Origin of the sequence: Streptomyces sp. NPDC053750 (assembly GCF_044544295.1) — a bacterium.
GTDB lineage: Bacteria > Actinomycetota > Actinomycetes > Streptomycetales > Streptomycetaceae > Streptomyces.
On record NZ_JBITXB010000005.1, the window covers coordinates 338,939 to 351,635 of the forward strand.

Annotated in this window: 12 protein-coding genes; 6 read left to right on the plus strand and 6 right to left on the minus strand. The window is 73.2% G+C overall.

Annotated features, from left to right (window positions below; all coding sequences use genetic code 11):
* The first annotated feature begins 109 nt into the window (after positions 1–109).
* From ACIGO6_RS17415 to ACIGO6_RS17440, 6 genes are all read left to right on the plus strand, one after another.
* Entirely contained in the window at positions 110–871 is a 762-nt protein-coding gene (locus ACIGO6_RS17415; RefSeq protein WP_399876636.1) for a DeoR/GlpR family DNA-binding transcription regulator, read from the plus strand.
* Positions 868–1,815, plus strand: coding sequence for a 1-phosphofructokinase (pfkB, locus tag ACIGO6_RS17420; RefSeq protein ID WP_399876638.1), 948 nt, complete (start codon positions 868–870; stop codon positions 1,813–1,815). The genes ACIGO6_RS17415 and pfkB overlap by 4 nt, the downstream gene beginning before the upstream one ends.
* Before the next feature lie 256 nt (positions 1,816–2,071).
* The gene (locus ACIGO6_RS17425) at positions 2,072–4,210 is read left to right on the plus strand and encodes a fructose-specific PTS transporter subunit EIIC (RefSeq protein ID WP_399876639.1); all 2,139 of its coding nucleotides are present in this window, start codon (positions 2,072–2,074) and stop codon (positions 4,208–4,210) included.
* Positions 4,211–4,361: 151 nt separating this feature from the next.
* Positions 4,362–5,393, plus strand: a complete 1,032-nt coding sequence (locus ACIGO6_RS17430; protein ID WP_399876641.1) for a P1 family peptidase — start codon at positions 4,362–4,364, stop codon at positions 5,391–5,393.
* A 177-nt stretch (positions 5,394–5,570) separates the two neighbouring features.
* Entirely contained in the window at positions 5,571–6,317 is a 747-nt protein-coding gene (locus tag ACIGO6_RS17435; RefSeq protein ID WP_399876643.1) for a DUF6227 family protein, read from the plus strand.
* A 120-nt stretch (positions 6,318–6,437) separates the two neighbouring features.
* A complete protein-coding gene (locus ACIGO6_RS17440; RefSeq protein WP_399876644.1) occupies positions 6,438–6,614 on the plus strand; it encodes a hypothetical protein in 177 nt (58 codons plus the stop codon).
* A 50-nt stretch (positions 6,615–6,664) separates the two neighbouring features.
* On the opposite strand, the gene mscL is transcribed toward ACIGO6_RS17440, so the two are convergent.
* The 6 genes from mscL to ACIGO6_RS17470 all read right to left on the minus strand — a co-directional run bounded on the left by mscL (position 6,665) and on the right by ACIGO6_RS17470 (position 12,466).
* Positions 6,665–7,135 (minus strand): large conductance mechanosensitive channel protein MscL, encoded by a 471-nt coding sequence (gene mscL, locus ACIGO6_RS17445; protein WP_399876646.1) that lies wholly within the window; start codon positions 7,133–7,135, stop codon positions 6,665–6,667.
* 111 nt (positions 7,136–7,246) lie between these two features.
* Positions 7,247–7,726 carry a hypothetical protein gene (locus ACIGO6_RS17450; protein ID WP_399877027.1) on the minus strand — a complete coding sequence of 160 codons (480 nt, stop codon included), beginning with the start codon at positions 7,724–7,726 and terminating at the stop codon, positions 7,247–7,249.
* A 238-nt stretch (positions 7,727–7,964) separates the two neighbouring features.
* Positions 7,965–8,807: an S-methyl-5'-thioadenosine phosphorylase gene (locus ACIGO6_RS17455; RefSeq protein WP_399876648.1), complete on the minus strand. Its 843-nt coding sequence runs from the start codon at positions 8,805–8,807 to the stop codon at positions 7,965–7,967.
* A gap of 94 nt (positions 8,808–8,901) precedes the next feature.
* On the minus strand, positions 8,902–9,216 hold the full coding sequence (locus tag ACIGO6_RS17460) for an FmdB family zinc ribbon protein (RefSeq protein WP_399876650.1): 315 nt from the start codon (positions 9,214–9,216) through the stop codon (positions 8,902–8,904).
* Positions 9,217–9,283: 67 nt separating this feature from the next.
* On the minus strand, positions 9,284–10,600 hold the full coding sequence (locus ACIGO6_RS17465; RefSeq protein ID WP_399876652.1) for an MFS transporter: 1,317 nt from the start codon (positions 10,598–10,600) through the stop codon (positions 9,284–9,286).
* Between the two features lie 264 nt (positions 10,601–10,864).
* Complete coding sequence (locus ACIGO6_RS17470; protein WP_399877029.1) at positions 10,865–12,466, minus strand: potassium/proton antiporter; 1,602 nt, start codon at positions 12,464–12,466, stop codon at positions 10,865–10,867.
* Positions 12,467–12,697 lie beyond the last annotated feature (231 nt).

Here is a 12,697-nt window from a genome sequence, read left to right on the forward strand (position 1 = left end):
CATGCCCGTTTGTATCCGTCTGCTTCTGCTTCTCTGTTTACATTCCAGAAAACCGCGCGTAGCCTCCGACTGAAACCACAGGTTCGGGCACAGTCGGAGGCGAACGGGCATGTACGCACCGGAGCGGCAGCAGGAGATCCTCCGGCTCGCCCGGGACGGCGGCCGGGTGGACGTGGTGTCGCTGGCCGAGGAGTTCCAGGTGACGGCGGAGACCATCCGCCGCGACCTCAAGGCCCTCGACCGCGCCGGCCTGCTCCGCCGGGTGCACGGCGGCGCGATCCCGGCCGGGCGGCTCGACTTCGAGCCCGACCTCGCCGAACGGGAGTCCACAGCGGCCGACGAGAAGGACCGGATCGCCAAGGCGGCCCTGGCGGAACTGCCGACCGAGGGCACACTGATCCTCGACGCCGGCTCGACGGTGGCTCGCATGGCCGCCGCCCTCCCGCCGGAGACGTCCCTCACCGTCGTCACCCACAGCCTGCCCACCGCGGCCCGCCTCGCCGACCACCCCGGTATCCAGCTCCACCTGGTCGGCGGACGCGTGCGGCACCGGACGCGGGCCGCGGTGGACGCCTGGGCGCTGCGCGCGTACGGCGAGATCCGCGCCGACGTGCTGATGGTGGCGGCCAACGGCTTCTCCGCCGAGTACGGCCTGACCACCCCCGACCTCGCCGAGGCCGCCGTCAAGCGGGCCGCCGTCGCGGCCGCCCGGCGCGTGGTGCTGCTCGCCGACTCCTCCAAGCACGGCCAGGAGCACTTCGCCCGCTTCGGCGACCTGAGCGACGTGGACCTGCTGATCACCGACAGCGGGCTGAGCCCCGACGACGCCGACGCCATCGAGCGCGACGGCACGGAAGTAGTACGCGCATGATCCTCACCGTCACCCCCAACCCGTCGCTGGACCGCACCTACGAGGTTCCCCGCCTCGACCGCGGCGAGGTCGTCCGCGCCACCGGCGAACGCGTGGACCCCGGCGGCAAGGGCGTGAACGTCTCGCGTGCGGTGACGGCGGCCGGACGGCGCACCGTCGCGGTGCTGCCCCTCGGCGGCGCCCCGGGCGCCCTCGTCGCCGACCTGCTGGACGCGCAGGGCATCGAGGTCGCGCAGGTGCCGATCGCCGGCGCCACCCGCTCCAACATCGCGCTCGCCGAAACCGACGGAGTCCTGACCAAGATCAACGCACCCGGTCCCGAACTGTCGGCGGACGAGCGGGAGCTGCTCCTGGAAACCGTACGGCGGCAGTCGCGCGGCGCGGACTGGATCACCTGCTGCGGCAGCCTGCCCCGCGGACTCGCGCCCTCCTGGTACGCCGACCTGGTCGCCCGGGCGCACGCCGCGGGCGTCCGCATCGCCCTCGACACCTCGGGGCCCGCTCTGCTCCAGGCACTGCGCGAGCGCCCGGACGTGGTCAAGCCGAACGCCGAGGAGCTCGCGGAGGCCGTCGGCCGCCCCCTGGCCACCGTCGGCGACGCCGTCAAGGCCGCCGAGGAACTGCGCGAGCTGGGTGCCCGGTCCGTGCTCGCCAGCCTGGGCGCCGACGGCCAGCTGCTCGTGGACGACGCGGGCACCTGGTACGGCAGCGCCCCCGTGGACGCCGTACGCAGCAACGTCGGCGCCGGCGACGCCTCTCTGGCCGGGTTCCTCGTCGCCGGGGGAGCGGGGCCCGATGCCCTCGCCTCCGCCGTCGCCCACGGTGCCGCCGCCGTCCAGCTGCCCGGCAGTGTGATGCCGACACCGTCCGACCTGGCGCCGGCGGAGGTGACGGTCACGGCGGAGGTGCCGGTGGACCGGGTGCTGAGGGAGCCGGCGCCATGAGGTGCGGGTCCGGGTGCGTGGGCGGGGGTCGGTCCGGCCGGCTGTCCGGTCCTGCACCCGGGGCCTGCCCGGGCCTCGGGCGCGGTACGTCCGCTCCTGGCTCCGGTCGCGGTACTTCCGTCCCCGTTCCCGTCCCCGGCCGCCGTACCTCCGTCGTCCTCGAATGCGGTACCTCCGCCCCTCACCGCAGTACCCCCGTCCCCGTCCCCGCCCTTCACCCCATGTTCCGGGCGATACGCGAGCTAAGGAGCCCGCGATGAGCGACATGATCACCGCGAATCTGGTCGACCTCGACCTGTCCGCCGACACCAAGGAAGCGGCGGCGCGCGCCCTCGCCGAACGGATGGTGGCCCAGGGCCGGGTGACCGACCTGGAGGGCTTCCTCGCCGACGTGGCCGCCCGTGAGGCGCAGATGCCGACCGGTCTCGACGGTGGCATCGGCATCCCGCACTGCCGCAGCGAGCACGTCACCGAGCCGACGCTCGCGTTCGGCCGCAGCCCGGCCGGCATCGACTTCGGGGCGGCGGACGGCCCGGCCGACCTGATCTTCCTCATCGCCGCTCCGGCGGGCGCCGACGACGCCCACCTGACGATCCTCTCCTCCCTGGCCCGCCAGTTGATGAACGCCGAGTTCACCGCCGCGCTGCGGTCGGTGGGCGACGCGTCGGCCGCCGCGGCGCTGATCCGTGGGGAGGAGCCGACCGGCACCGAAGGCGACGTACCGGGCGAGGCGCAGGGCGAGGTACAGCGCAATGCGCAGGAGTCCTCGCCGGTCGACGAGGACTCCGTGGCGGTCTCGGCGGCGGCCTCCGCCGAGGCCGCCACGGGCAGCACCGACGAGACGCAGGAGGCGGCGGCGGAGCCCCGGCGACCCGCGCACCCCTTCCGTATCGTCGCCGTCACCTCCTGCCCCACCGGCATCGCGCACACCTACATGGCGGCCGAGTCACTGGAGAACGCCGGCCGCGAGGCGGGCGTCGAAGTCGTCGTCGAGACCCAGGGATCGGCCGGCTTCGCCCGGCTCGACCCGGCGGTGATCGAGGCGGCGGACGGCGTGATCTTCGCCCACGACGTCCCCGTCCGCGACAAGGAACGCTTCGCCGGGAAACCCACCGTCGACACCGGCGTGAAGGCGGCCATCAACCGGCCCGGCGAGCTGATCGGCGAGGTCCGCGGGAAGGCGGCCCGCGGCGAGGTCACGGCCGCAGGCCCCGCCGGTGCCGCCGGCACGACGCCGGTCGAGCGCGGCGGCGAGGCCGGCGAAGGCTACGGCACCAAGCTGCGCAAGTGGCTGATGTCCGGCGTCAGTTACATGGTCCCGTTCGTCGCCGCAGGCGGTCTGCTCATCGCCCTCGGCTTCGCGATCGGCGGCTACGAGATCAACAAGGCGCCGTCGGTGATGGACCACTTCGTGTGGTCCCAGGCGGACAGCTGGGCGGCGCTGCTGTTCCAGATCGGCGGCGTCGCCTTCGCCTTCCTCGTCCCCGTGCTGGCCGGCTACATCGCCTACGGCATGGCCGACCGGCCCGGCCTGGTCCCCGGCTTCGTCGGCGGCTCGATCGCCCTGACCATCAACGCCGGTTTCCTCGGCGGCCTGGCGGCGGGGCTCATCTCCGGCGCCGTGGTGATGGCGATCCAGCGGATCCGCATCCCGGCGGCCCTGCGCGGCATCATGCCCGTGGTGGTGATCCCGCTGATCTCCTCGGCGATCGTCGGCTTCCTGATGTTCGTCGTGATCGGCAAGCCCATCGCGTCCGCGCAGAAGGCGATGACCGACTGGCTGAGCGACCTGTCCGGCGCCAACGCGATCCTGCTCGGCGCGCTCCTCGGCCTGATGATGTGCTTCGACCTGGGCGGTCCGGTCAACAAGGTCGCCTACGCCTTCGCCACCGCCGGCATCGCGGTCTCCGACCCCAGCGACTCGGCGATGAAGATCATGGCGGCGGTCATGGCGGCCGGCATGGTCCCGCCGCTGGCGATGGCCCTGGCGACGACCGTGCGCGGCAAGCTCTTCAACGCCACCGAGCGCGAGAACGGCAAGGCCGCCTGGGTACTGGGCGCCTCCTTCATCTCCGAGGGCGCGATCCCGTTCGCCGCGGCCGACCCGCTGCGGGTGATCCCGTCCTCCATGGTGGGCGGCGCGATCACCGGCGCCCTGTCGATGGCCTTCGGCGCCACGCTGCGCGCCCCGCACGGCGGCGTCTTCGTGGTCCCGCTGATCGGCAACCCGCTGCTCTACCTGGTCGCCATCGCGGCGGGCGTCTGCGTCACCACGGCCCTGGTACTCGTCCTCAAGGGCCTGCGCACGCGGACGCCGGGAGCGGCGGAACAGGGACCCGGCGGTGCCGGACCGTCGGCCTCGGCGCCGGGCGCGAAGCAGCCGGTGGCCGCGTAAACGAGGACGGAGCGTCGAGCGGCTCGTCCCGCGGACGGCGTTTCGCCCTCCTGGCTCGTCCCTCCCGGCTCGTCCCTCCCGGCTCGTCCCTCCCGGCTCGGTCCTCCCGGCTCGTCCCGGCGGGCGAGGCCGGTTGGACGACACTGGCGGCATGACAGTTGACGCATTGACGGACGTCGCCGGCGTGCTGGTCGGGCATGCGACGCGCACCGGCGGCGGGTGGCTCACAGGCACGACGGTGGTGCTCGCGCCGGAGGGCGGGGCGGTCGCCGCCGTGGACGTGCGCGGTGGCGGCCCCGGTACCAAGGAGACCGACGCGCTCGACCCGCGGAACCTGGTGCAGAAGGTCGAGGCGATCGTGCTGACCGGCGGCAGCGCGTACGGGCTCGACGCGGCGTCCGGTGTGATGGCCTGGCTGGAGGAACGGGGACGCGGGGTGCGCGTCGGGCCGGACCCCGCGCACGTCGTGCCGGTGGTGCCCGCCGCCTGTGTCTTCGACCTGGGACGCGGGGGCGACTTCCGGGCCAGGCCGGGCGCGGCCACCGGACGGGCGGCGGTCGAGGCGGCCCACGCGAGCACGCCGGGCGCGCCGGTGGCCGAGGGCTGTGTCGGGGCGGGTACGGGGGCCGTGGTCGGCTCGCTCAAGGGCGGGATCGGCACCGCGAGCACCGTGCTGGACTCGGGCATCACGGTGGCGGCGCTGGTGGTGGCGAACGCGGCGGGTTCGGTGACGGATCCGGAGACGGGGGTGCTGTACGGGGAGTTGTTCGGGGGCCGGCGGGTGGAGTATCCGGAGCCGGGCGTCCACGAGGCCGCGGGGCTGCGCCTCGCCGAGGTCGCGGCGAGGAACGCGCCGCCCCCGCTCAACACCACGCTGGCCGTGGTCGCCACCGACGCGGACCTGACCAAGGCACAGGCGCAGAAACTGGCCGGCACGGCGCACGACGGCATCGCGCGTGCGGTACGGCCGGTGCACCTGCTCAGCGACGGGGACACGGTCTTCGCCCTGGCGACCGGGCGGTGCCCGCTCGACCCGGCGCAGCCGCTCGCGCTGAACGAGGTGCTGGCGGCGGGCGCGGACATGGTGACGCGCGCCATCGTGCGCGCCGTACGGGCCGCCGATCCGGTGGACGGCCCGGGCGGGGCGTGGCCGTCGTACGGGGAGTTGTACGGGGAGTCGTAGGGGGCCCACAACCCCGTTGAGCAGCGGATTGTGACGGTACGTCGGATGGCGCGGGAACTTTTCGCGCGGCTCGGCCGTTTTTCGTACGGACGTTTTCTCGGTTCCCGGACATGATGTCCGACCGAGGGGCTACGGTATGCACCCACAAGGTGACATGCAGCAACGCCGGGAGAAACCTTGAGCGTTCCGTACGATGCGGCAGCGTACGAACCACCCGAGTCGCCCGAGTCTCCGGAGGAGCACCTCTTGCGACTGCTCGGTCGCGCCCTGAACTCGTTCGAGCTGCCCGACGAGACGATACGGCAACTGGACTGTGCGCTGGCGCACGACGGTTCCCTGCACTCCGCGCACCACAGCGCGGGGCTGCACCGCGAGACGTACCGGCACACCTGGCTGCTCGCCGACGGCACGGCCCTCACACTCTGGGAGCTGGTCCACAACACCACGCCGGGCAGTGAGCCGCAGCACGAGGTGTACGTCGACGAGGAGGAGGTGCGCACCGCGACCGCCCGGCTGGCCCTGCCGCCGGACACCCCGGAGTTCGAACTGCCGGTGCAGGTGCAGCTGTCCGCGGTCCCCGCGCCGCGGCACACCTACGTCATCGACGGTTCGGCGGATCACGCCCGACGGCTGCTGCGCCGCGCGGAGAACGCGGACCGGCCCGGCGCGGAGGTGGCCGCCCTGCTGACGGCGGCGTCGGCGCACGAGATCACCCAGGCCTTCGGCGGTCCCGGCCGCACGGGCCGCGCCGGGGTCGGCTTCTCGCTCTACGAGCACGCGTTCCTGCTGGGTGACGGTGTGGAGGTCTCCCTCTGGGAGGTCGAGCACACGGCCACGCCCGACGGGCGGCACATGTGCGAGGTCTACGACAGCGAGGCCGCGGCCCGCCGGGCGATGGAGCGGCGCGCCGCGCAGGTCTCCTGAGCGGGCGGTCCGGGAGTACGGCGCCGGGCCGGACCCGAGGGAACCCGGCCCGGAAGTCGCCCACGCCCATCGCCCGGGCGGGCGGCACGCCGTCCGCGGGGCGCCCCGTACCCTGGACGTATGAGTACGACGCCCGCGCCCGAGCCCCGCGCGCCCAAGCCCGCGCTGGTCTTCGACGACCCGCTGGACCAGCAGTCCTCGGACGACACCGACCGCGGCTGGGGCGAGCAGTCCGCCGGCGACGGCGCGGCCGATCTGAAGCGCTTCCTCGACGAGAAGCCGCCCCACCACCTCTGAGCCGGGCGACGGCCCGCCCGCTGCCGAGTCGCTCGCTGTGCGCGGTCGCGCTAGGTGCGGTCGTGTCCCGAACCGCGCTGCGCGACCAGCGCGTCGCGGATCTCCTTGAGCACCTCCAGCTCGGAGACCTCGATGACCTCCTCCGCGCCCTCCTTGGCCTTGCGGCGCGCCTCCTGTCTGGCCAGGTACTTCGACATGGGCAGGACCATCAGGAAGTAGACGACCGCGGCGGTGATCACGAACGTCAGGGTGGCGCCCAGCACCGAACCCCACAGGATGCGCACGCCGGTCGCGCTGTCGCCGGTACCGGTGCACGGGCCCTTGAGACAGGAGCTGTAACTGTCCAGGCTCTGGGTGCCGAACGCTCCGACGAGGGGGTTGATGACCCCCTTCACCACCGAGTTCACGATGTTGGTGAAGGCGGCGCCGATGACCACCGCGACCGCCAGATCGACGACGTTTCCGCGCATCAGGAAGGCCTTGAAGCCCTGCCAGACGCTCGGTTCCTGCTTCTCGCTCACCGCGGTGGCACTCCTCGCTCGTACAGGTGGGGGAACAAAACGCTCCGCAACCTACGTCAGCGCTAGGCCATTCTGTCCAATCCTGTCCCTCGAACGAGGGACTTGACGAGCTCAGCACAGCGTCACCGCCAGCCGCGACAGGGCACCCGCGCCGACCAGCCGGTGTGCGGTGGCGCGCGGCACCGAGACCACGACCAGCGCACCGTCCGCCGAGCTGCCGTCCGCGGGATCCGGCACGTCCGTCACCCGCACTCCGCGGGCGACCACGGCGGCGTCGCCCGCGCCGCCGTCCCCCGCCGCGACGACGTCGACCCGGTCGCCCGGCCTGAGCAGCCGCACCGCGGCCGCGTCGGCGATCCGCACCGGGGCCGCCACCAGCTCCGTACCGTGCCGCTTGCGCACCGGCTCGGTCACCGGGTGTCCGCGCGCCCGCTGGGTTTCGTGCCCGCCGGCTCCCGGGTGCGGGCCCGCCGCGATCAGTGCCGCGGCGGTGACGGCGAGCCCGGCGGCCATGGCCCGCCGCCGGTGCCGTACGAGCCGGTGCAGCTGATGACGCCCGCCGCGCACCCGCACCGGGGCGAAGTGCGGCACCTCGCACGTGGGCGGTGCGTCGGTACCGAGCGGGGGCGGGAAGGGGACGGCTGAGCGGGACATGGACACGGGACCACCGCCTGTGACGAGGGATCGGCTTACGCGTCCACGATGAGGCTTTTCGCAGCCGCTCGTCGGAGCCCGTGGACCACCGGCCGGTTGTGGAAAACTCCCTCACCCGAACAGGACGTTCCAGCCCGCCCCGCCCCGCCCCGCCCCGCGGCCCGTCCGCCCGCCGCTACGGCAGCGTGATCCCCGGATCCATCCCGCCCAGCGCCTCCCCGCACCGGCAGTCCCGCTCCCCGGCCGCCGGCAGCGCGGCCACCGCGTCGAACAGGACGCCCCGCAGCCGGTCCACGTTCGCCGCGAACACCCGCAGCACCTCCTCGTGCGAGACCCCCTCCCCGCTCTCCGCGCCTGCGTCGAGGTCGGTGACGAGGGTCAGCGAGGTGTAGCAGAGCTCCAGTTCGCGGGCGAGCGCGGCCTCCGGATGGCCGGTCATGCCCACCACCGACCAGCCCTGGGCCCGGTGCCACAGCGACTCCGCACGGGTTCCGAAGCGCGGCCCCTCGACCACGACCAGGGTGCCGCCGTCCACCGGCTCCCAGTCCCGCCCCCGCGCCGCCTTCAGCGCAGCGGCCCGCCCGGCGGGGCAGTACGGGTCGGCCAGCGAGACGTGCACCACGTGGGGCACCGTGCCGTCGGGCATCGGCAGCCCGTCGAAGTACGTCGACGGCCGCGACTTCGTACGGTCGACGAACTGGTCCGGCACCAGCAACGTGCCCGGCCCGTACTCGGGGCGCAGTCCGCCCACCGCGCACGGGCCGAGGACCTGGCGCACGCCGACCGAGCGCAGCGCCCACAGGTTGGCCCGGTAGTTGATCCGGTGCGGCGGCAGATGGTGGCCGCGCCCGTGCCGGGGGAGGAAGGCGACCCGCCGGCCGGCGACCTCGCCGAGGAAGAGGGAGTCGCTGGGCGGCCCGTACGGGGTCTCGACCCGCACCTCGGTCACGTCGTCGAGGAACGAGTAGAAACCGGAGCCGCCGATCACGCCGATCTCGGCCTTCACCTTGTTCGCCATGCCCGCACCCTAACCGCCCGCGGAAACACCGAGGACCCCGTCGTCGGACGACGACAGGGTCCCGTGAGGAGTCCGGGCGCGGCCCGGAGAAGACTTACGCGGCGGTGGTGCCGGCGGAGCTGCCGGTGCTCGACGACGAAGACGACGAACCCGAGTCCGAGGACGACGACGAAGACGTCGTGGCGGACGAGGCGGACTTCGACGACGACGCCGGCGAGCTGCTGGAAGAGCTGCCGCGGCTGTCGTTGCGGTAGAAGCCGGAGCCCTTGAAGACGATGCCGACCGCCGAGAAGACCTTCTTCAGGCGCCCCTGGCAGTTCGGGCACTCGGTGAGGGCGTCGTCGGTGAACTTCTGCACCGCCTCGAGGCCCTCGCCGCACTCGGTGCACTGGTACTGGTACGTCGGCACTGTCTTCCTCCTGGCACTCTCACTCGATGAGTGCTAACGACGGTCCATAGTGACGTATTCCGTCGGTTCAGTCCACTGTGGCGGGCGTGCGGTGACCGACGCCACGTGCGACCGTCCGCCCGTGGGGCCGTGGCGCCAGCCGCGAGCGCAGCGCCACCAGGGTCGCCAGGGCGAGCACCGTGCCGCCCATGGGGACCAGGAAGCCCGCGCCGTCCCACAAGCGGTCCTCCAGCTGTCCGGAGACGGTCACCGCCGCCGCCTGGCCCAGTGCCACCGCGCCGGTCAGCCAGGTGAAGGCCTCGGTGCGGGCGCCGGCCGGGACCAGGCCCTCGACCAGCGTGTAGCCGGTGATGAGGGCGGGGGCGATGCACATGCCGACGAGCAGGCCGAGACCGGCCAGCACGAGCACCGAGTGCGCGGCCCACAGGCCGGACGCGGTCAGCGCCAGGGCGGCGTACCCGACGAGGAGGCGCCGCTGCGGGGCGACCTTCCAGGCGATGGCGCCGCAGGCGAGGCCGGAGAGCATGTTGCCCGCGGCGAAGACGCCGTACAGGACGCCGTTCAGGCCGGGCTCGCCGATCGACTCGGTGAACGCGGCCAGCGAGACCTGCATGCCGCCGAAGACGGAACCGATGCCCAGGAAGGCCACGATCAGGACACGCACCCCGGGGATGCGCAGCGCTGAAACGTGCTCCACGCGCGCGTGGTCCCCGTCGGCGGCGCCGACCGCCGGCTGGGTGCTCTTCTGGGCGGCGAAGAGCAGTCCGCCCACCAGGGTGAGCGCGGCCTCCGTGAGCAGGCCCGCGGCCGGGTCCACGGCCGTGCACAGGGCGGTCGCCACCAGCGGGCCGAGGACGAAGGTCAGCTCGTCGGTGACGGACTCGAAGGCGGCGGCCGTGGTCATCAGGGGGGAGCCCTTGAGTTTCACGCCCCAGCGGGCCCGCACCATGGGCCCGACCTGCGGGACCGAGGCGCCGGTGGGCACGGCCGCCGCGAACAGCGCCCACAGGGGTGCGTCCGCGAGCGCGAGGGCGGTCAGGGTGAGACCGGACGCCGCGTGGACGAGTACGCCGGGGAGCAGGACGGCCCGCTGCCCGTGGCGGTCGGCGAGCCGGCCGCTGTAGGGGGCGAACAGGGCCATGGAGACGCCGGTGACGGCCGCGACGGCGCCCGCGACGCCGTAGGAGCCGGTGGTGTGCTGCACGAGCAGCACGATGGAGATCGTCAGCATCGCGAAGGGCTGGCGTGCCGCGAAGCCGGGGAGCAGGAACGTCCAGGCGCCGCGGGTGCGCAGCAGCTGCCCGTATCCCGGGCGGGCGGAGGTGGGCGCGGTGTGCCGCGCGTCCTCCGGCGACTTCTTCGACGGGGTGACCGTGGATGCCACGGCCCGTGCCTTTCTGCCGCCTGGTAGCGCGGTCCGCCTCGTGGCTGTCGCCGTGCGGGAGCGCCGAGAGCTGTCCTCTTGCGCGGACTGCGGTAGATGCCGGAGCCCGGTGCGGAAGGGGGGCGTGCCGGCCGCCATACGGTCGCGCCAGCTCTGCGTCAGGCAGAGTTGGTTCGATCAGGTGCCGCCTTCATCGTACAGGGGTCGAGCGGGCCCCGACCTGTGAAAGCGGGCACCCCCCACACGTTCACCTGCGATATGCGCTCACCTGCGACTGCCGCCGTTGTCGGCGGTGCCCAGCCAGCCGGCCAGCTTGCCGCCGTGGCCGACGGCCCGCAGCCGCGCCTCGGCGGCGTCCCGGACGGGGTCGGTGGCGACCACGAGCAGTTCGTCGCCGCGCCGCAGCCCCGTCGTCGGCAGCGGCACGAAGGACGTCCCGTCGCGGACGACGAGGGTGACGGCGGACCCGGCCGGCAGCCGCAGCTCGCTGATCTCGACGCCGTGCATCTTCGAGCCCTCGGGGATCGAGACCGACAGCAGGTGCCCGCGCAGCCGCTCCAGGGGCGCCGACTCGATGCCGAGGTCGGCGGCCTCGTCGCCCTTGCCCAGGCGCAGCTTGCGGGCCAGCCAGGGCAGCGTCGGTCCCTGGACCAGGGTGTAGACGACGACCAGCACGAAGACGATGTTGAAGATCCGCCGGCTGTCCGCGACCCCCTCCACCATGGGAATCGTCGCCAGGATGATGGGCACGGCGCCGCGCAGTCCGGCCCAGGACATCAGGGCCTGCTCCTGCCACGGCACCCGGAAGGGCACCAGGCACAGCACGACGCTCAGCGGGCGCGCCACCATGGTGAGGACCAGCCCGATGAGCAGGGCGGGCAGGATGTCGTCGCCCAGCTCGTGCGGGGTGACCAGCAGGCCGAGCAGCACGAACATGCCGATCTGGGCGAGCCAGCCGAGCCCGTCGGCGAACCCGCGGGTGGCGGGCCAGTGCGGCAGCCGGGAGTTGCCCATGACCATGGAGGCGAGGTAGACGGCCAGGAAGCCGCTGCCGTGGGCCATGGCGCCGGCCGCGTAGGCCGCGACGGCGATGGCCAGGACGGCGATGGGGTAGAGGCCGGAGGCGGGCAGTGCGACGTGCCTCAGGCCCCACGACCCGAGCCAGCCCACCGCGAGTCCGATGGCGGCGCCGATGGCCAGCTCCAGGGCGATCTCGCCCAGCAGGACGTACCAGTGCTCGATCGGGCCGGCCGCGGAGAAGGCGACCACGAGGATGACCACGGGGGCGTCGTTGAAGCCCGACTCGGCCTCGAGCGTGCCCGTTATGCGGCTGGGCAGGGGGATCCTGCGCAGCACCGAGAACACGGCCGCCGCGTCCGTGGAGGACACCACCGCTCCGACGATCAGTGCCTGCCGCCATTCCAGCCCGGTCAGGTAGTGCGCGCCGGCCGCGGTCACGCCGACGCTCACCGCGACGCCGACCAGGGCGAGCGCGGAGGCGGCCGGAAGGGCCGGTTTCGCCTCTTTCCACTTGGTGCCGAGACCGCCCTCGGCCAGGATCACGACCAGGGCCGCGTAGCCGATGACCTGGACCAGTTCGGCGTTGTCGAAGTGGATGTCACCGATGCCGTCCTGGCCCATGGCGATGCCGATGGCCAGGTAGATGAGCAGGCTGGGGAGCCCGGTGCGCGAGGAGATCCGGACCGCCGCCACGGCGATGAGCAGGACGAGCGCGCAGACGAGCAGGAGCTGGTTGAGGTGGTGGACAGTCAGCGGCCGGTTCCCTTCCCTGGCGCCGGTACGGACAGCGCGGACGAATGCGCCGCACGGCACGCGACGGCGCGCCTCCGAGGCACACGCATACATGGCGCGCACACGGCCCGCGCACACATGGCCCGCGCGCACATGGCACACGGATACATGGCACACGAATCCACGCGCCCATGCGGACAACTACTTCGTTACCTTACCTAACTCTTGACGCTTTCTTGACGCTCGGCTTGGCAAGATCGAACGCTCGTGCGTTCCCGTACCCGACTCCGCGTCAAGGGGGACCGGGCCCTGCGCCTACAGTTGCTCCAGCGTTCAGTACAAAGC

Excerpts from the sequence above, each read along its gene's own strand:
- ACIGO6_RS17415 (WP_399876636.1), top strand. The coding sequence starts at position 110 with ATGTACGCACCGGAGCGGCAGCAGGAGATCCTCCGGCTCGCCCGGGAC.
- pfkB (WP_399876638.1), top strand. The coding sequence starts at position 868 with ATGATCCTCACCGTCACCCCCAACCCGTCGCTGGACCGCACCTACGAG.
- ACIGO6_RS17425 (WP_399876639.1), top strand. The coding sequence starts at position 2,072 with ATGAGCGACATGATCACCGCGAATCTGGTCGACCTCGACCTGTCCGCC.
- ACIGO6_RS17430 (WP_399876641.1), top strand. The coding sequence starts at position 4,362 with ATGACAGTTGACGCATTGACGGACGTCGCCGGCGTGCTGGTCGGGCAT.
- ACIGO6_RS17440 (WP_399876644.1), top strand. The coding sequence starts at position 6,438 with ATGAGTACGACGCCCGCGCCCGAGCCCCGCGCGCCCAAGCCCGCGCTG.
- ACIGO6_RS17455 (WP_399876648.1), bottom strand. The coding sequence starts at position 8,807 with ATGGCGAACAAGGTGAAGGCCGAGATCGGCGTGATCGGCGGCTCCGGT.
- ACIGO6_RS17470 (WP_399877029.1), bottom strand. The coding sequence starts at position 12,466 with ATGTATGCGTGTGCCTCGGAGGCGCGCCGTCGCGTGCCGTGCGGCGCA.